Origin of the sequence: Providencia sp. PROV208 (genome assembly GCF_028479465.1) — a bacterium.
Taxonomy (GTDB): Bacteria; Pseudomonadota; Gammaproteobacteria; order Enterobacterales; family Enterobacteriaceae; genus Providencia; species Providencia alcalifaciens.
In genome coordinates this window covers 183,717-200,834 of the sequence record NZ_JAMPNS010000012.1, presented here as the reverse complement: position 1 = coordinate 200,834, position 17,118 = coordinate 183,717, and the positions used below count along the sequence as shown (strand labels likewise).

Sequence of the window (17,118 nt, the reverse complement as noted above, 5' to 3'; positions counted from 1 at the left end):
TTATGAAGCTATTTGACTCGTGCGCACATCCTGTGCGCATTCATGGATGCTTGATTGAAGCCCCGCTAGATGGGGTATTCATCGGTGAAATCTGCTTTATTGAGCAGTCGTTAGCACAGCCTAATATTATCGCCAAAGCGCAAGTGATTGGTTTTAAAGAAGGGTTAACGGTTCTGAGCTTAATTGGTCGTGCGCAAGGCTTAACCCGTGAAGTCGTTATTCGACCTAGTGGGTATCCGTTTGTGTTTCAAATGGGTGAGCATTTAGCAGGTAATATTTTTAATGCGTCCGGAGAGTTAGAAGGTCCATTAAGCCAGAAGCCTAGCGAAGTGACCCAATTAAAAACCAAATTACAGCGTATTGATAATCCGCCAGTGAATGTGAATATGCGTCGTCCCATCAATGAACCGATGGTCACGGGCATTCGCGCCATTGATGGGTTATTAACCTGTGGGTTAGGGCAGCGAATGGGTATTTTTGCGGCGGCGGGGAGCGGAAAAACCTCTCTGATGAACATGCTGATTAACCATGCCCATGGTGATATTCATATTGTGGCATTGATTGGTGAGCGTGGTCGAGAAGTAATTGAATTTATTGAGGAACTTAAGCAGTCGCCTCATGCAGATAAAACTATTTTAGTCTATGCCACTTCCGACAGTCCGCCCATTGAGCGTTGTAATGCAGCGCTATTGGCGACCGCGATGGCGGAATACTTTCGCGATCTTGGGCGTCATGTTTTGTTATATGTCGACTCAATGACTCGTTACGCAAGGGCGTTACGCGATGTGGCGCTCGCGACGGGAGAGCTACCTGCGCGGAGAGGCTATCCAGCTTCTGTTTTCGAGCAATTACCGTTGTTACTTGAGCGCCCTGGGCGTGTAAAACAGGGGGCAATCACGGCATTTTACACCGTATTGTTAGAAAGCGAGGACGAGGCGGATCCGATTGGTGATGAAATTCGTTCTATTCTTGATGGACATATTTACCTTAGCCATAAATTAGCGGGGCGTGGGCATTACCCTGCGATTGATATCTTACACAGTATTAGCCGAGTTTTTCAAAAGGTGACAACGCCAGAGCATCGTCAGTTTGCCGTAGATGTGCGCGAAAATTTATCTCGCCTAGAACAGATTCAGTTGTATCTCGAGCTAGGGGAATATCAACGAGGTGAAAGTCAGGAGAATGACCGAGCCTTAGATAAGCAATCGAATATCAATCAGTTTTTACAGCAAAGCATGGATGAGTCAGAAGATTTTGATGGAATGTTAACCCACTTAGGTCGTTTGGCATCCTGATGATTAGCTCATTATTAGCATTGACTGAGAAACGCCTTGAAAGGGTGCAATTAGATCAAAATAAATTACACAACGCCATTTTACAGTTACAGCAGCAGCATCAGGATATTCGCCAACGTATCGCCATCTTGGTCACTCAGGTGAGTGTCTATGAAAAATCTGAAGAGTTAACACAAATGGATTTTTGGGAGCGTCAACGACAAAAAGCCGTGGTTTTAGCAGAAGTAGCCCAATTTGAATATCAGATAGAAAATTTAGACGCTGAATTATCGAAGTACCATTTATTGAAGCAGCAAATGATAGAACGGATGCTCATTTTGCGTAATAAGTGCGAGAAATTCCAAAAATATCTCAAACAACAACGTAGGGCTCGGTGGTTAAAATTAGAGCTCCAGCAACAGAATGAAATCGAGGAGCTGTTTGTTCATGTCGACAATCAAATCACTGCCAAGTGACAGTACGTTTAATTCCGTAATGGAAGCGAAAAGTTCATCATTCGGCTTTAATCATCAAAAATATAGTCAGCAGCATTCCGTGAAAAAAACCGCTCAGGAAATTTTGCAAAAAACACTGACCCAAAGAAACAATAATCAGAAAAAGCAAAAAAAACCGGCTGAGGAGCTAGCTATTCCTGTTTTGCTGAATGTTTCAGCGCAAGTTCAAAATGTTTACGTTGATACAAAAGTGGCGTTCTTATCCTCTGGAATTGTGGCTGAGGTAAAAAGTCATTCGGCGAATCAGACGGCGGGTGAACTGATTAATGGGCAAAAGGTACAAGAAGAGAATATACCACTGGGAAATGTACCTACCCATATTGCAGCTGTATCCGTGGCACCCGTTTTTAACACGAAAACAATGGAACAGAAAATTGTTCGCTTTTTGTCAAACCATTCGATGAGTGACCACCAATCTCAATGGAAGGAGATTTCATTAGTGCAGTCGGCTGAATTGACGGAGATGACAACATTGAAATCATCTCAACACGATAGTGCATTAAATTTATCCTCTGAGGCAAAGGTCTCAACAGAATCTGAGGTAATTACGCAAACGCAGAGTGCTGCTGGCCCCTATAAGGATGTACAGGCAAATAAGAACACACGAGAAATAAATACAGGAAAGCTAGAGCTAGCATCAAATGAATCTCTGGAAATGCAAAAATTTTCTGATGTACAAAATTTTAATATTAAAAAATCGGAATTAGTTCAATCTGATGAGATGGATATAACTAAAAGTATCCTAGCGCAAATGAAATCAGAATCGGTTGTAAGATCTGCGGTAAGTTCGCAAGTGCCGTCTCCTCAGACATCGCCAAAGCTGACAGCAGAGCTTGTAGCAACAATGATGGCAAGTGAAACATTGAACGTGGCACCTGAACGCACACTAAGTTACACCTTTAGCCAATGGCAAAATATGCCATCAGTCTCATTTTCTTTAGCTCACGCAAGTCATGAAAACATGGTTGCTTCTACCTATAGTCATGAAGTTCAACAGGCTTTGGAAGACAATCGACATTTGTTTACTGGTGAGCAGAAAATGGTGATTAAGCGTGAAGAGCGTGAAGGTCAGCATCGTCAACAGCAACAGCAGAATAAACAACAAGACGAGGAGTTTTAATGCTGAATATTCGTCGTATTAGCCATCGTGAAAAACAAATTGGCGAGTGGCAGCAACGTTTCCAACAGGATTTAGCTCCCCATATCCCTCAAGTGGGAGAGCGCTATTTCCAAATTACGTTGAATAGCGAAAAGCAGCAAATTCAAGTGTTGGTGAACGCGGAGGATTGGTGTCGTCACCGTTGGCCTAAGTTGGCTCATTATGCTTGGGATCTGTTAGATGCCAAGAGCTTATGCAAAGTTTTTACTTATGAAAATACAGGAAATGCGTTTTTCTCCGAGCAATTCCGTTGTCACCATGTCGAAATTATTGATGATGAACAGCCTCAACAACCATGGCTAACGGTCAAAGAAAAAGCGCTTGGCATTGTGCTATTAGCGGAGCCGATAAGTGGATTGAAGGAAATAAAACCGATTAATGGCCTATCTGATACGCTCAAATTACAAGCGGATTGGATCCTAGGTTATAGCCACATCAGTGGAAAAACATTGCAATCTATCGCATTACGAGACGTACTGCGAATTCAAAATTTACAGCTTCATATGTCTGTAGCGGGGTGTTTGGTTGCTCATTTTAAGAAACAACAAGAAGGCATTTTTATGATTGAACAGTTAGTGGTAGCAGAAGATGAGCAAATAGACTCTGCAATGGAAGAGGAGTTTGTTGATGAGACGGTTCGTCCGTTTCATTTGCATGATCTTACTGTGAAATTAACGTTTGTACTGGGTCATTCAGATATCACAGTGGGTGAACTCGATACGCTTCAACCAGGGACAGTCTATTCCATTGGGGAAAATAAAGAGCGTGAAGTTAAGGTGTATGCGAATAAGCAGCTGATTGCTGAAGGTGAGCTAACTTATATTGGCGATAGCGATGAATTGGGCTTAGAAATCAAAAGATTGGTGAGCTTAGGGGATAAAAGGTTATAAGCATGCCAACGGTTCCAAATGAAATCCCTTTATTAGCTATTATCGCATTATCGACATTACTGCCGTTTATTATTGCAGCAGGAACCTGTTACTTAAAAATATCGATTGTATTGATTATGGTGCGTAATGCAATGGGGGTGCAGCAAGTACCTTCTACAATGGCACTGAATGGTATCGCTTTGTTACTGTCTATCTTTGTGATGATGCCTGTCTTGCAAGACGTGAATCAGTATATGCGTCATGAAAGTGTTGATTTTAGCAATGTTGAATCGGTTGATAACTTTGTAGATAACGGTTTAGGGCGGTATAAAAGTTACTTAATGAAATATTCAGACCCTCAGTTGGTCACCTTTTTTGAGTCCGTCCAGCAAGGTAAAACGGAAATAGAAGTTCAAGAAGAACAGGCTGAGCCTACGCTATTTTCATTGTTACCTGCTTATGCATTAAGTGAAATTAAATCGGCTTTTGAAATCGGTTTTTATATCTATTTGCCTTTTGTGGTTATCGATTTAGTCATTTCGAGTATCTTACTGGCACTCGGTATGATGATGATGAGCCCTGTGACTATTTCCGTTCCTGTGAAATTGATTTTGTTTGTAGCAATTGATGGTTGGTCGCTGATTTCTAAAGGATTAGTGATGCAGTATTTCGAACTTGCGCAGCATTGACCTAGAGGAATAGAAGATGGATTCAATCATTTATGTCAGTAACAAAGCGATGCTGTTGATCGTGATACTGTCGGCTATTCCTGTCACCGTCGCGACGGTCGTTGGGTTATTAGTGGGGCTTTTACAGACAGTGACTCAGCTTCAGGAACAAACTTTACCATTTGGAATCAAACTATTAGCGGTATTTGGGTCACTATTTATGATTTCAGGTTGGCTTGCCGATAAAGTGATGAATTACACCCTTGAAGTGATGGCTACAGCATTACCTGCAATAGGATTATTTGGATGAACCAGGAGATGCTTGGATTAGTGTCCTCCATGTATTTCACGTTCCAGCAGGGGTTAATTAAAATTGCATTTGCTTGGTTGCGAATCGCTCCGGTGATGTTTTTCTTACCTTTCCTGAGCAATAAGTTGCTCAATGGCGGGATTATTAAGAACTGTGTCGTGGCGTATTTAGCATTAGGAATGTGGCCTTATCTTTCGACCAATGAAATTAATTGGGGTGAAATGAACATCAGTGAGGTCTTTCTGTATGAGGTATGCATTGGGTTGGTATTAGCATTCATTTTAGGTCTGCCTTTTATGATTGCTAATGTTATTGGTGAATTGATTGATACTCAACGAGGGGAAACAATTAGTAGTATTGTGGACCCAGCAAGTGGTAGCGAAGCCTCGGAATTAGCCGTTTTTATTAGCTATATTGTTTGTATGGTTTTCCTTGCACAAGGTGGCATGTATCAACTGGCAAATGTATTTGCTCAAAGTTACCAGCTATTGCCATTTGCCCATGGATTTACGTCATTCAAGAGTTTGCCTTTAGGTGAGTGGTTAAATAAAGCGATTGTTAACGGTGTGATTTTAACAGCACCCATTATTGTCACTCTATTTATTTCTGAAGTTGCATTGGGATTATATTCTCGATTTTGTCCACAATTGAATGCGTTTTCATTATCGCTAGCGATTAAATCGATTATCGCGTTTATTGTATTTTTACTTTATTTTCAAAATGAAGTTCCAGATATCTTGGTTAATATGATTTCGTTATCACCGTTACATGAAATATTTCTTTCTCCTTAATTAAGGTAGGGGTTTGCATGGCTGAAAAAACAGAAAAGCCTACCGACAAAAAAATAAAAGATTCCGCTAAAAAAGGACAAAGTTATAAAAGTAAAGACTCGATTGCAGCAATTGTATTAGTCACTGGTGCATTTGTTGTTGATGGTATGTCCAGCTTGTATAACCTTGGCGGTTTAATGAAGAAGATATTATTAAACCCCAATGATATTTATATTGATGACTTGCTGTGGCAATTTTTAAAAATATTTATGAGCATTGTTTTACCGATTTTAATCGCTTGTTTTTTGTCTGGTACCATTATTTCTTTATTACAAAGTCGATTTAGATTGGCAACGGAAGCAGTAAAGTTAGATTTTACAAAGTTAAACCCAATCGCGGGATTTAAAAAAATATTCTCATTGAATTCTTTAAAGGAATTAATTAAAGCCATTCTGTATTTATTGGTATTTAGTGTCTCAGCTACAACGTTTTTTATTGTATGGCGACACGAAATTTTTATGTTATATCGAACGACAATTAATGGTATGACAACGCAATGGGTAACCCTTTGTATTATATTTGTTTTTGTTTTTTTGGCTGTTGCTGTCATTATTGTATTAGTGGATGCGATAGCTGAATTTTTCTTGTTTATTAAAAACCTAAAAATGGAAAAACAAGAGGTCAAGAAAGAGCATAAGGATAATGAAGGGGATCCGCATCTTAAAAGTGCTCGCAAAGGTTTGCACCAAGAAATTTTGTCAGAAGAAGTTAAGTCAAGTATTCAAAATTCAACATTTGTGATGGCGAATCCGACACATATTGCCATGTTGATTTATTACGATGCGAATATTTCACCATTACCGTTCTTAATGTTTAAGACTCGGGGGTTACAAGCGAAAGCAGTAATTAAATATGCGGAAGAACAAAATATACCTGTAGTGAGAGATATTATATTAGCCCGCCAAATATGGCGGAATTATAAAAAGGATAGTTTTATTGATGAACAAGGATTACAGGACGTAATGCAAATAGTGACGTGGTTAATCCGTATTGAATTAGAAAAATTAGGAATTGATGTGGATGAAGTATTGGAAAAGCTTATTCCATCCCACTCTCATTCATAGAATTATTACACTGTAAATTAATTATTTGCATATTAAATCGTTTTTTATAAGAAATGAATGATTTGATTAATTATGATGCAAGGTAGCGGTCTGCATCATATGTCACGCATGATAAACGAGGTGAAAATATGAATCATACTGAAACAGAAAATACACAAATTGAAATGGAAACATTACTAGACGGAATTACAACAGCGCTTATGGATGGTGCAACATATAAAGATATTCATGGTATTCCACAGGCAACTATGGATGGTATTTATGCTTATGCCTATGAATTTTATCAGCAAGGAAAATTAGATGAAGTGGAAACATTCTTTCGATTCTTAAGTATTTACGATTTCTACAATACAGACTACGTGATGGGTCTGGCCGCCGTATACCAACTAACGAAACGTTATGAGAAAGCAACAGAATTATACGCGCTTGCATTTGTATTGGCGAAAAATGATTACCGTCCCTTGTTCCATGCAGGGCAATGTAATTTGATGCTGAAAAAAAGCAGTGCTGCCATCCATTGTTTTGAAAGTGTGGTTGAAAATAGCACCGATATCGATTTACAGAAAAAATCGGAAGCGTATTTAACAGCCTTAAAGAAAAACCTTGAGCAAGTTGAGCCTGCTTCTGCAGACTCAAATACTGAATAAAGGAAACAACATGAGCCAAGTTGTAACGTCAAATGCTTCTAGTGCATCGATCAGCGAGCGAATTAATAATATTCACAAGTTTTTACAGGGGGCAAACCCCCTTGGCTTGGCGGATGAAAGTGTTAAAGCCGTGCTGGCATTAGAAGCGGCATGTGGTGAGCTAGCATCTAATGAACAACTAAAGAATCAACGCAGTGAAAGCCTTCCAAAGTTGTTAAAACCCAAAATGATGGCAATGAAATCATCACCAGAAACTGCACAAATGAAAGGCTTTAATGGTAATGCATTACTGATTGAATCTTTTGCATCATTACGTCAATTGTTGCATGAAGGTAACTTGAATGAATTGAGTAATCGTATTCAGTTTCTTAATTTTGAGACCGAAGCTTTGCGTGAACAAGGGAAGACGTTACTTGATACGTTTTCCTCTTCGACGAAACAATTAAGTGAATTCACTCATCAAGTGAATATCAGTAAAGATAATTTATCCTCGGCGAAATCCCAATTATCGACAGTTGCAGCCCAGCACCAGAATCAAAAAATAAAATTACAGGCTAATCATGGGCAATTGACGCATTTAGAAAAGCAACTATCAACTGAAAAAATGTTGTTGGCTCAAGTTGATGCACAACCAAAACCTCACACAGAAGCTGTACATCAGCAAGTTGCCACGTTAGAAGCGAATATTACCCATTTAGCGATGCAAATAGATGTGTTAACTCAGCAACAGCATGAGTTAGTTGCAGGTGAAAATACTCTGATTCATCAAGGTGATGCATTGCAGTTGGAAGTGAATCAGCTACAAACCTCATTAGAGACATTACTAGATCAAGCTTCTGATATTACAGCGGCCGCAGATGCTGATCGTCAAAAACTTAATCAATTTATTGATTCTGCCCCTCGCTCTCTCGAAGTTGAAGGTGATAAGTGGGAAAACACATTATCGCTCTTGACGATGTTAACGGCTCAATTAAAAAAAGCGATGAATGAAGATTCGCTTCGCAATATGAAAGAGCAAGAAGAGGTGATGATGAAAATCAATGAAGCCTCTCGTAAAGATTCAGATAAAAAGGCGAAAGAAGCAGCAGAGGCTGAGCGTAAAGCGGCAGATGCTAACAAGGCTGCCTCTTGTGCCAGTAAAATTTTTAGTTATGTGATGCTTGCGGTATCGGTAATCGCGACGGTAGCAACATTCGGTGCTGCTGCGCCTCTGACGCTTGCGGTTGCAGCGATTGGTATTGCGATGTCTATTGCCGACATTGTACTGGAAGAGACCGGTCAGGGAAGCTTGATGCAAATGTTAGCAACTGAAATCTCTAACGCAGTCACTGACATGTTGATCACTTTTGGTGTGCCGGAAGCAGAAGCGAAGAAAATTGGTAGCATCGTGGGGATGGTACTAGCCGCTGTTGCTTTTTTAGCTATCTCTTTGCTTTCTATGTCCTCTTTTGTCAAAAATATCGCCAATACCGTTAAAAACGTCGCGAAAATTCTTGTAAAAAATGCTGGGGCATTGTTGAAAAGCGCGATTAAAGCGATGCCAAAAAGTTTAACAAATGCATTGGGGAATATAGCAACGAAAGGCTCAAAAGTGGGTCATTCTGTGGCAGATAGTAGTGATGAAATGGTGAAACTGACCAAATTCTCTAAATTAGCTGATAAATTCGACGATGTTCAAAATGTCGCTAAATCCTCTGATTATGTGTCTTTGGGTGGGCAAATGGTGAAGGTTGGTGATTCTGCCAAAGTCGCTAAGGTTGCTGACAAGCTTGATGATGTCAAAGACATTGGTAAGACAGTAGAAAAAGCGGCTTTTTCAGGAAAAGCGCAAAGCGTAAGAATGGCACGTTTAGAAGTCGGGATGAAAGGAACTGGCGCGGGTCTTTCTGTTGCAAATGCGGCAACTTCCGGAGGCTTACGCCTAGAAGCTACAGCTCAGATGCGTGATATGAAAGAGATGTTGGCGGGCATGATGTTGAATGATGAGACTATTCAAGCCCTAACGGCATTACTTGAGGAGTTAATCAAATCCTTGTCAAAAAGTTATCACCAGTTGGATGACATGTTCAATGGCATGATGACTTCACTTCATCAATCAAATAACAATAAAGTCGATATGCTGAAAACGGCGCGCTTCGCTTAAATTTTGGAGAATTTTTATATGACGACTATCACTCAATCATTAAATTTACCTGCACAGATTCAACCGAATGGCAGTGAGTTTGCGCTGATATCTAAAACGCCTTCTTCTACAACAAATGGAGTACGTCAGGACGTTAAATTACATGATATTTCCGCTAATTTCGCTGAAAATTCTATTGAAAAGCCTGCATTATCTGTTCCTACATCCATGATGTCTGCAACGCAAATGCAAGTTGCATTATCCGAATTGGGGTCTGTGGAAAAAAATACGCTATTAAATGACTTATATGGTTTTATTCGAGTAACACCGGAACAAACGCAACAAGCTGTAGAGAAAGTCTTTGCGGCAGAAAGTAAAACACTTAATCAAGTGTTATCAAATAATCAGCAACTTGATGAAGGTGATTACAAACAAATTGCTCTTGCCATTCAAGTCATGATAGGCAGTAGCTTCTTTGATAGAGTGCCACAAAATTCAGGCATGATTGAGACTGATAAGAAATCAGCTAAATCAGTAGAAGGGGCAAAAGAACAGCAATTTGTTGGTATTATCAGCAGTGATATCATGCTGGAATTACTTAAGATTGTTCGTAAAGTGGTTGCTGAGCTGAACATTTCAGAGCGTAGAATTAGTGCAGAGTTCTTGATGCTGAACGCTAAGATGATTGAAGTAGCTGCAGACTCGACGATTAAAGAAGGTAAGGAGATGTTCAATGGCGCGCTGACGGGCTTTTTCACCTCTTTAGCGATTACCGCGGCAGGAACGGCTTTTCAAGCGCGAGGACTGCATAAACAGACTCAGTCAATTAAAAACAATTTAGTCAAAGCCAACCAAAATGGCTCGGCGGCGGATCGTTTAAATGAACTTAATACGAATTCACTGTCATCCCCGAAAAATCATTCACTTGAGTTAAAGACTAAAAACGGCGTAAAAGTGGAGTTGGCCGACCAAGCAACGCCTGCACAGCAAGCGTTGGCAAATCAGCGTGGTGCTGAAGCGGCTCAGCGCACCAATAAATTAGGATTAGCAGAGCGCGATGAGCATGAGCGCATTATGAATAAAACGCGTACTCAGATAGGAATTGCTGAACAAGGTTCCCGCATGTCAGATAATGCAGGTCAAATGGTGACGTCAGCGAATCAGGTGAATGTAAAATCAGAAGAAGCGAACAAAATGACGCAGCAATCTGTCGCGGACACGGCAAGAATGATCGTTGGGGACAAAGATAAGCTGATTGATCAGCTCAAAGATTATGTGAAACAGATGATGGAATCTTTGCGTGAAATCCGTGAGAGCCAATTACGCACCTTCCAAAGTGTGGTGAAAGGCTAATTTGCGATGAATATTACCCCATATGTACATTCAAATCAGGTTGTTTCAGTAAAAGTGCCAGTAACAGAAAGCACAAATGTTCAGAATCATTCGCCCATTATGGGGGAAAGTTTGGCATTGGATTCATCTTTAGATGTTTATCAAAAAGGTGCTCAGCTCGCATTACAATTGGGGGCGCCAGCCACTGATGTTCCATTTCGTGAAGAGTCTATTTCGGATAATCTTGATAAAATTAAAGAGCAATACCGCTCAGTAATGATGGCGATGAAATACTCATCTGATGGGTATAAGCGAGCTTCCCAACCTTTTGAGGATGGTCGAAGTCATATTGCGGCAACGAAAGATTTAATTGGCGAAATTCACGAAGATTATCAGAAAAAATACGGTGAAATAGTTAAAGCCTCGACACAATATATGCAAGACATCAATACTGCATTAAGTAAGTTGAGCGCGAATATTAGCTCTGGTAGTGACGGAAAAATAAAATTCAAACCCAAAGCGTTTCTGATGGATTTTGACAAAGTCGTATCAAAATATTCAGGGATGTCATATGGTGACTATTACTCTTTTTACGAGACATCTTCATATTCTGAAAGTGAATTATTAGCTGAATATTGTGAAATGTGGGGGCAAGATCTCGGCAAGAAAAATACAACGGATAACAATACCAGCAGTAAAGGTAGTATGAGGGAGTATCTTAGTACTCTAGATTCCAGCGAATATGGAAAGAGAACCCCACAGTTATATACAATTAAAGCTGGTTCAGACATCGATACTGAATTTAATTTTTGGAATAAAAAATTATCTGGGCAAGGTTTTGTGGTTAAAAAAATTGGAAAAGAAATACATGTTTATCCAGACTTCAAAGCAATCAGGGAAATTTACTTAAGTATCAGAAATGCACCGGTTGACTGGGACGGAAGCGATATGGTGTCTCAATCATTCCAAAGCTTACAAACAGCGATGGATGCACAGAAAAATACAGTGAATAGCAGTGTATCGCGATTATTAGAAACATTCCGTCAAGATAATAGCCATTTCGAAACGTTAGTTCAGTTATTAATTCAATTAATAAAAGACTTAAATCAAAACAATATGAGCCTAATCAATATCTGATTTAAGCGAATAAAAATTATAAATTTTATCATAAGTAATTATGAGGAGTTGTTATGCCTATTAATGGAAGCCCTGTAGCTGAAAATCGGCGTTTTTCAAATGCGCAATTAACGCCCATGCAGACGACCAAAACTGATTCAATTGCCTCACAAATTGCATCGGTACACTCTGCTGGTAGCGAAAGTATTTCACCTGTGAATCAAGAAATAAATAATCAAATTTCCATCTCTGGAAATCGTAATACATTACATCAGCGTAATCATATTCAGCAATCTGAAGATATTCATCAGATATTAACGCAGTCTCATCCTGAGATTACGAAAGAGATGATTAACTCTGTATTATGCGCAGGGGCGAGTGGAAATTTAGCCCAGCAAGAAATTAATTATCGACCAGAGAATCATTTAATTATCTTAGCACTTTTAAAACCCGAAGAATTGAGCCAAGAAACTGGCTTGCTGGATGCAGCGGCTAATTTGATTCAGAAATTGAATAAAATGGGTGAAAAAAATACGCAAGCAAAACATTTATTAAGCCATGAAGAAAAACTGTTTGATAAGTTAATTGAATCTGCTATTTCGACGTTAGGAAAAGATCAGTTGCAAATATTGGGGCAGCGTTACCAACAAAGGTATGTCGACCCCGCAATTAAGGAAACGCTTGGTCATTATTTTAGCAAGGATGAGGTTGCTCTCCATCCTGTCAGCGATTTTCTAGTGAGCTCCCTCAGCCATGGCTGTGATATGAGGGCGAATGCTGCTATTCAAGAGTATCAGAAACATACACGTAAATCGTTTGTAGATAAAGCGTGTCAAATTCATAACTTGTTTTTAGCGTTAGAAGAGAAAATTGAAATAATCCGACCGTTGACTGTTCACATGGACTTAGCTTCCTCACCTGCTTTGTCTCCGGAAAAAACGCCGGTTACCGATGATGAGGTTGATGGAGTTAAACCGCGTTTTGCACCATCCTCACCCGAGCTATTAACGCCGACTGCACCATTATTGCCAAGTAATACTAGCCATAATGAAAACATGTATAATACTTATATTACAAACAATTACTATACATCACCGGCAGAAAACACCCACATCAATTCTGTTCAGTCGAACAATGATAATAAAGAGGAAACACCGTTATTACCTACGTCACTTAAATCTGTGATGAACGTGAAGTTAATGCCACCAACGGGAGTAGAAAAATCAGGTTATACCGCAAAACAACCCGAAATTCCTACAGTTGATTATCCACAACGAACGGTTGATGAGCCTAAAATTGAGCAACCAAGGATTGATGAAAAAGCGACCTTGAGCCGCCAGCCTGTCGAGACCGAAAAGCTGCCAATCGGATCTTTTGCGAATCGGTATACGAAAGTATTAGATATCGATCCTGTAACGGGAAATACGCGTAGTTCTTGGAAGCTAGTGGATGAAAATGAGCTCACAAGCCAGCCTGTGTTGATGGCTGAAAAACTTCACACAGAGGTATCACCCAATAAATATTCACGCGTTTTAGCGGTGGACTCTGTGACAGGAAATACACGGAGTTCTTGGCTTTCAGAAAATGCAGGGACAAGCTCAGTGATGTTAAGCGAGCGTGGGGCATTAACACGAGATCAATCGGCGCAAGAGCGCTATCAACAGACAACAGAGACAGACAGTTTGACTCAAAATACGGTGTTTGCTAATCGATTTGAAGCTGTTGAAGTGACAGATGAGCTCACTGGACAGCGTAAAAAAACATGGCAATTAGCGGACGCAAAAACCAGCAAACCTGTGACTTTAACGGAAATGGGGGCGCTAACCCGTGACCAAGTCGCCAAAGAGAAGTATGACGACAATGGAAAACACTTCTCGTAAGGTAACGCAATGACAACGCAGGACACAGCACAGCACTGGTTAGAAACTCATCTCAAGAAGATACGTGAATATTCCGGTATTAACCAAACGTACTCAATGGACGATGAGCTCATTCGCGATGTACATATCGATTCTTTAGAGCTATTGGAATTGATAGCCGCTATCGAAGAGTATACTGAGCAGCCATTACGGGATGAAGTGTGGATGAAATGGCGGCGTTTACAAGATATTGTTGATTATCTTATTAACGCCACCGCTTGAGATGGTTTTTTATATTGCCAATAGGTTTCTTGCACATCATGCAGGAAACCTATTTTTTATGGTTGAGCCACTGTAAGGTCTAAAGCTTTATGGATGGCATCGGGAATGACGCTGCCATGGGCTTTTCCGGCAAATAAAGTAAACTCGCAAGATCGCTGATGGCTGCTGATTGCCTCACACACTTCCCGAGGGGAAATCCAACTTTTACGGGTTTGATAATTCTGTTTTTGTTCATCGGTTAAACGGCTTAAATCCGGTGTTTCTTCTAGCTCTCCAAGCGTGATGGCAATGGGTGATGCTGTTGATGAACGCGTCAATTTGTCCAAATCCACCATTTCTCCCTCTCCCCACCATAATGATGGGCTAGCAGAAACAAAATGCTGAAAATCGGTTGGGTGATTTTGGTAAACCATTAACGTAAAGAGACCGCCAAATGAGTGTCCAAATAGGGTTTCTCGTTGGGTATCAATCGGAAACTGTTGTTCAGCCCATGGGCGAACAGTGAAGGTGAGAAACTGATAAAGCGATTCTGCACCACCACCATCTTGAAAGGCTTCTCCAGCGACTTTTGGCGTGTAGTCGTATGTCCGTTCTTTTTTCGGGAACGCTTCAGGGTTGGGGTAGCCAATACCAATAATAATCGGCAATTTATCGCGGGCAAATTGTTGAGCCGCTTGGTTTACCGCTAATGGGTAGAGCCCATTACCATCAAGCATAAAGAGCACAGGACGTTTTCCTGAAACGTCTTTAGGAACGGCACTATAGATACGCAATTCACGCTGACCATTGCGCATATCATGGTGCTGTACGGTATAAACCTCAGCCACGCGCGCATCAAATTCGGGAATATTGGGGCTGGGACGTGCCCAAGTATTGTTTGCGATACACATCAATAGGCTCGCCATAAACAGTTTTTTTATCATTGGGATTGCCATCGAACGAAAAAGAATCGGCGGGTAATCGGCTGTTTGCGTCATACCCGCTCTCAGGGATTAGAATGTCACGTTGACATTCGCCCAGTAACGGCGACCGTCTTCAACATCCCAGTTTCCACCATTTTCGGCATCAATTTTAGAGCCTTTCTCGTTAGCGATGTTTAAGACAGCAAAGTTCAGCTTGGTATTTTTCAGCAGCTGATACGTCGCGCCTACGTCCATCGTGGTGTAGCCTTTACGATAACGAGGAACGGAAGAGCCATTACGTTGTGCTGCCCAAACTTGTTCACCTTCGTAATGCGCACGAGTGTACAGGTTGAGATCAGGACTATATTGCCAATCCAGTTTGGCATTGGCTAAGTGTTTTGGCGTTTTATCCAATGGATAGCCTTTGAGTGATTCTCCACTCGTTAGCTTTTCATCATTACTTTTACGTTCGGAATCGGTGTAGGTGTAGTTCAAGCTCAGGTTCCAATCTTCGGCAAATGGGATGCCTGCTGCCACTTCAACCCCTTTAATATTCGCTTCACCCACGTTGTCATAGGTATACAGGTTTAAACCTGTTACAGGGTCTTTGTCGCCAGTGTAGTAGCTGGTGAGTTTATTTTTGAAATCGGTATTGAAGAACATGACGCTCGCATTGAAACCAGATTCATGGTCATAGGCGATACCAATTTCTTGGTTGAAGCTTTTTTCCGGTTTCAGATTGTCGTTACCGTAAATGATTCCTTTGCCTTTTTCTGTCGATGTTTTGTAGTTCGGACTAATTTCACGCAGAGTGGGTGCGCGGAAGGCTTGAGATACCCCACCCTTGATGGTGATTTCATCAGTTAGATGGTAAATGGCATAACCGCGTGGGTTCCAGTGGTCACCATAGAATTCATGATGATCTAAACGGATACCACCGGTTAAAATCAGATTTTCAGTGGCAGTAAACTCATCTTCTAAAAACAGTGCGTACTGATCTGCAGTCAGAGAGACATTTTCAGTGGTTTTTGCGCCTGTCGCTGAGGTATCTTTCAGCTTCGCATGCTGGTATTGGGTACCTGCCGTCAAAATATTGTCTGGTAGGAAAGCGACTACTTTACCATCCACGACGGTATTCGTGATTTCAGGTACGCGAGCCTCATAAGCGTAATTATACAACCCTGTTTTCGCGTCTTTGGTTTCTGCTTTCGTTTTGCGTTTGGTCTGTTCTTGGTACACACTCACTTCTGTTTGAATCACATCCCAGTCGCCTTTGTACGTCAGCGCCATATGATTACGGTTATTGTGAGTTTCTGATTTGGTATTATCGCGTTTTACACCATTAAACATGGAGTATTCAGCGAGGGATTTACCGGGTTCAGCATAGCGTTCTTGGGTTGTTCTACCCGCTTCAAATAAGAAGGTTTGGTTTTCCATTGGCGTGAAAGTTAATTTTGCCGTCAGGCTTTTATTATCTTTCTTATCATGACCATCCGGAATTTTATCTTCTTTGCGGTAATCGCCACCGCCATACAGTTGTAGACCTAATTTATCTTTAATCAGCGGACCAGAAAGATAGAAGTTACCATCCATGGAATCACCGCTTTCGCTGTTTTCCTGAATAATTGCCCCTGTAGTGACACTGCCGTGCCACTCATTCGTCACTTTTTTGGTGATGATATTAATGACGCCACCCATGGCATCAGATCCATACAGTGAGGACATAGGTCCACGGATCACTTCGATACGCTCGATAGCTTCAACTGGTGGCATAAAGCCCGCTTCAAAACCACCGCTCCCATTTGGGCGAGATTCGCGGCTATTTTGGCGGCGACCATCCACCAGAATCAGGGTGTATTCACCGGATAATCCGCGAATATTAATGTCTTGTTTGTTGGCGCTGCCGACCACACTCACGCCTTCCACATCCTTGACTGCATCGGCTAAGTCGCGGACGGGTTTGTTTTGTAACTGTTCGGCGGTAATGACGGTCACACTGGCAGGGGCATCACGCAATTGCTGGGAATAACCCGATGCCGTGACAATCATTTTGTCTGAATTTTCTTCTGCTGTGGCGCTAAATGAAGCAATTGCTGCGCAAACACCAGCAGCAAGTAAAGAGTAGTGATAGTGCTTTTTCATATTTTTCCCTAGCGAAACCAAATGATA

At 41.0% G+C, this 17,118-nt stretch carries 16 protein-coding genes; 14 read left to right on the top strand and 2 right to left on the bottom strand.

Annotation, left to right across the window (positions count from 1 at the left end; all coding sequences use genetic code 11):
- Positions 1-2 precede the first annotated feature (2 nt).
- The 14 genes from sctN (at position 3) to PR766_RS11095 (ending at position 14,047) form a co-directional block, all read left to right on the top strand.
- Positions 3-1,295 (top strand): type III secretion system ATPase SctN, encoded by a 1,293-nt coding sequence (sctN, locus tag PR766_RS11160; RefSeq protein ID WP_006663139.1) that lies wholly within the window; start codon positions 3-5, stop codon positions 1,293-1,295.
- The gene (locus tag PR766_RS11155) at positions 1,295-1,750 is read left to right on the top strand and encodes a hypothetical protein (RefSeq protein WP_006659714.1); all 456 of its coding nucleotides are present in this window, start codon (positions 1,295-1,297) and stop codon (positions 1,748-1,750) included. Before sctN ends, PR766_RS11155 begins: the two co-directional genes overlap by 1 nt.
- Positions 1,722-2,909 carry a SpaN/EivJ family type III secretion system needle length determinant gene (locus tag PR766_RS11150; protein WP_154635966.1) on the top strand — a complete coding sequence of 396 codons (1,188 nt, stop codon included), beginning with the start codon at positions 1,722-1,724 and terminating at the stop codon, positions 2,907-2,909. Before PR766_RS11155 ends, PR766_RS11150 begins: the two co-directional genes overlap by 29 nt.
- The gene (locus PR766_RS11145; protein WP_006663137.1) at positions 2,909-3,838 is read left to right on the top strand and encodes a FliM/FliN family flagellar motor switch protein; all 930 of its coding nucleotides are present in this window, start codon (positions 2,909-2,911) and stop codon (positions 3,836-3,838) included. The genes PR766_RS11150 and PR766_RS11145 overlap by 1 nt, the downstream gene beginning before the upstream one ends.
- A 2-nt stretch (positions 3,839-3,840) precedes the next feature.
- Entirely contained in the window at positions 3,841-4,506 is a 666-nt protein-coding gene (locus tag PR766_RS11140; RefSeq protein WP_006659711.1) for an EscR/YscR/HrcR family type III secretion system export apparatus protein, read from the top strand.
- 16 nt (positions 4,507-4,522) lie between these two features.
- Positions 4,523-4,795 (top strand): type III secretion system export apparatus subunit SctS, encoded by a 273-nt coding sequence (gene sctS, locus PR766_RS11135; RefSeq protein ID WP_006663136.1) that lies wholly within the window; start codon positions 4,523-4,525, stop codon positions 4,793-4,795.
- A complete protein-coding gene (gene sctT, locus PR766_RS11130) occupies positions 4,792-5,586 on the top strand; it encodes a type III secretion system export apparatus subunit SctT (protein ID WP_006659709.1) in 795 nt (264 codons plus the stop codon). Before sctS ends, sctT begins: the two co-directional genes overlap by 4 nt.
- A 17-nt stretch (positions 5,587-5,603) precedes the next feature.
- Positions 5,604-6,689: an EscU/YscU/HrcU family type III secretion system export apparatus switch protein gene (locus PR766_RS11125; RefSeq protein WP_036977796.1), complete on the top strand. Its 1,086-nt coding sequence runs from the start codon at positions 5,604-5,606 to the stop codon at positions 6,687-6,689.
- Positions 6,690-6,817: 128 nt separating this feature from the next.
- Positions 6,818-7,336 (top strand): type III secretion system translocator chaperone SicA, encoded by a 519-nt coding sequence (gene sicA, locus PR766_RS11120; protein WP_154635967.1) that lies wholly within the window; start codon positions 6,818-6,820, stop codon positions 7,334-7,336.
- A gap of 10 nt (positions 7,337-7,346) precedes the next feature.
- The gene (sctE, locus tag PR766_RS11115) at positions 7,347-9,479 is read left to right on the top strand and encodes a type III secretion system translocon subunit SctE (RefSeq protein ID WP_154635968.1); all 2,133 of its coding nucleotides are present in this window, start codon (positions 7,347-7,349) and stop codon (positions 9,477-9,479) included.
- 18 nt (positions 9,480-9,497) lie between these two features.
- Complete coding sequence (locus PR766_RS11110) at positions 9,498-10,811, top strand: type III secretion target, IpaC/SipC family protein (protein WP_154635969.1); 1,314 nt, start codon at positions 9,498-9,500, stop codon at positions 10,809-10,811.
- 6 nt (positions 10,812-10,817) lie between these two features.
- Positions 10,818-11,927: an IpaD/SipD/SspD family type III secretion system needle tip protein gene (locus PR766_RS11105; protein ID WP_154601626.1), complete on the top strand. Its 1,110-nt coding sequence runs from the start codon at positions 10,818-10,820 to the stop codon at positions 11,925-11,927.
- Positions 11,928-11,980: 53 nt separating this feature from the next.
- Positions 11,981-13,786, top strand: a complete 1,806-nt coding sequence (locus PR766_RS11100; RefSeq protein ID WP_154635970.1) for a hypothetical protein — start codon at positions 11,981-11,983, stop codon at positions 13,784-13,786.
- A gap of 9 nt (positions 13,787-13,795) precedes the next feature.
- Positions 13,796-14,047 carry an acyl carrier protein gene (locus PR766_RS11095; RefSeq protein ID WP_006663133.1) on the top strand — a complete coding sequence of 84 codons (252 nt, stop codon included), beginning with the start codon at positions 13,796-13,798 and terminating at the stop codon, positions 14,045-14,047.
- 56 nt (positions 14,048-14,103) lie between these two features.
- On the opposite strand, the gene PR766_RS11090 is transcribed toward PR766_RS11095, so the two are convergent.
- Both PR766_RS11090 and PR766_RS11085 read right to left on the bottom strand, forming a co-directional pair.
- A complete protein-coding gene (locus tag PR766_RS11090) occupies positions 14,104-15,024 on the bottom strand; it encodes an alpha/beta hydrolase (protein ID WP_154635971.1) in 921 nt (306 codons plus the stop codon).
- 15 nt (positions 15,025-15,039) lie between these two features.
- Positions 15,040-17,091 carry a TonB-dependent receptor domain-containing protein gene (locus PR766_RS11085; protein ID WP_006659700.1) on the bottom strand — a complete coding sequence of 684 codons (2,052 nt, stop codon included), beginning with the start codon at positions 17,089-17,091 and terminating at the stop codon, positions 15,040-15,042.
- Positions 17,092-17,118 lie beyond the last annotated feature (27 nt).

Excerpts from the sequence above, each read along its gene's own strand:
- sctN (WP_006663139.1), top strand. The coding sequence starts at position 3 with ATGAAGCTATTTGACTCGTGCGCACATCCTGTGCGCATTCATGGATGC.
- PR766_RS11155 (WP_006659714.1), top strand. The coding sequence starts at position 1,295 with ATGATTAGCTCATTATTAGCATTGACTGAGAAACGCCTTGAAAGGGTG.
- PR766_RS11150 (WP_154635966.1), top strand. The coding sequence starts at position 1,722 with ATGTCGACAATCAAATCACTGCCAAGTGACAGTACGTTTAATTCCGTA.
- PR766_RS11145 (WP_006663137.1), top strand. The coding sequence starts at position 2,909 with ATGCTGAATATTCGTCGTATTAGCCATCGTGAAAAACAAATTGGCGAG.
- PR766_RS11140 (WP_006659711.1), top strand. The coding sequence starts at position 3,841 with ATGCCAACGGTTCCAAATGAAATCCCTTTATTAGCTATTATCGCATTA.
- sctS (WP_006663136.1), top strand. The coding sequence starts at position 4,523 with ATGGATTCAATCATTTATGTCAGTAACAAAGCGATGCTGTTGATCGTG.
- sctT (WP_006659709.1), top strand. The coding sequence starts at position 4,792 with ATGAACCAGGAGATGCTTGGATTAGTGTCCTCCATGTATTTCACGTTC.
- PR766_RS11125 (WP_036977796.1), top strand. The coding sequence starts at position 5,604 with ATGGCTGAAAAAACAGAAAAGCCTACCGACAAAAAAATAAAAGATTCC.
- sicA (WP_154635967.1), top strand. The coding sequence starts at position 6,818 with ATGAATCATACTGAAACAGAAAATACACAAATTGAAATGGAAACATTA.
- sctE (WP_154635968.1), top strand. The coding sequence starts at position 7,347 with ATGAGCCAAGTTGTAACGTCAAATGCTTCTAGTGCATCGATCAGCGAG.
- PR766_RS11110 (WP_154635969.1), top strand. The coding sequence starts at position 9,498 with ATGACGACTATCACTCAATCATTAAATTTACCTGCACAGATTCAACCG.
- PR766_RS11105 (WP_154601626.1), top strand. The coding sequence starts at position 10,818 with ATGAATATTACCCCATATGTACATTCAAATCAGGTTGTTTCAGTAAAA.
- PR766_RS11100 (WP_154635970.1), top strand. The coding sequence starts at position 11,981 with ATGCCTATTAATGGAAGCCCTGTAGCTGAAAATCGGCGTTTTTCAAAT.
- PR766_RS11095 (WP_006663133.1), top strand. The coding sequence starts at position 13,796 with ATGACAACGCAGGACACAGCACAGCACTGGTTAGAAACTCATCTCAAG.
- PR766_RS11090 (WP_154635971.1), bottom strand. The coding sequence starts at position 15,024 with ATGACGCAAACAGCCGATTACCCGCCGATTCTTTTTCGTTCGATGGCA.
- PR766_RS11085 (WP_006659700.1), bottom strand. The coding sequence starts at position 17,091 with ATGAAAAAGCACTATCACTACTCTTTACTTGCTGCTGGTGTTTGCGCA.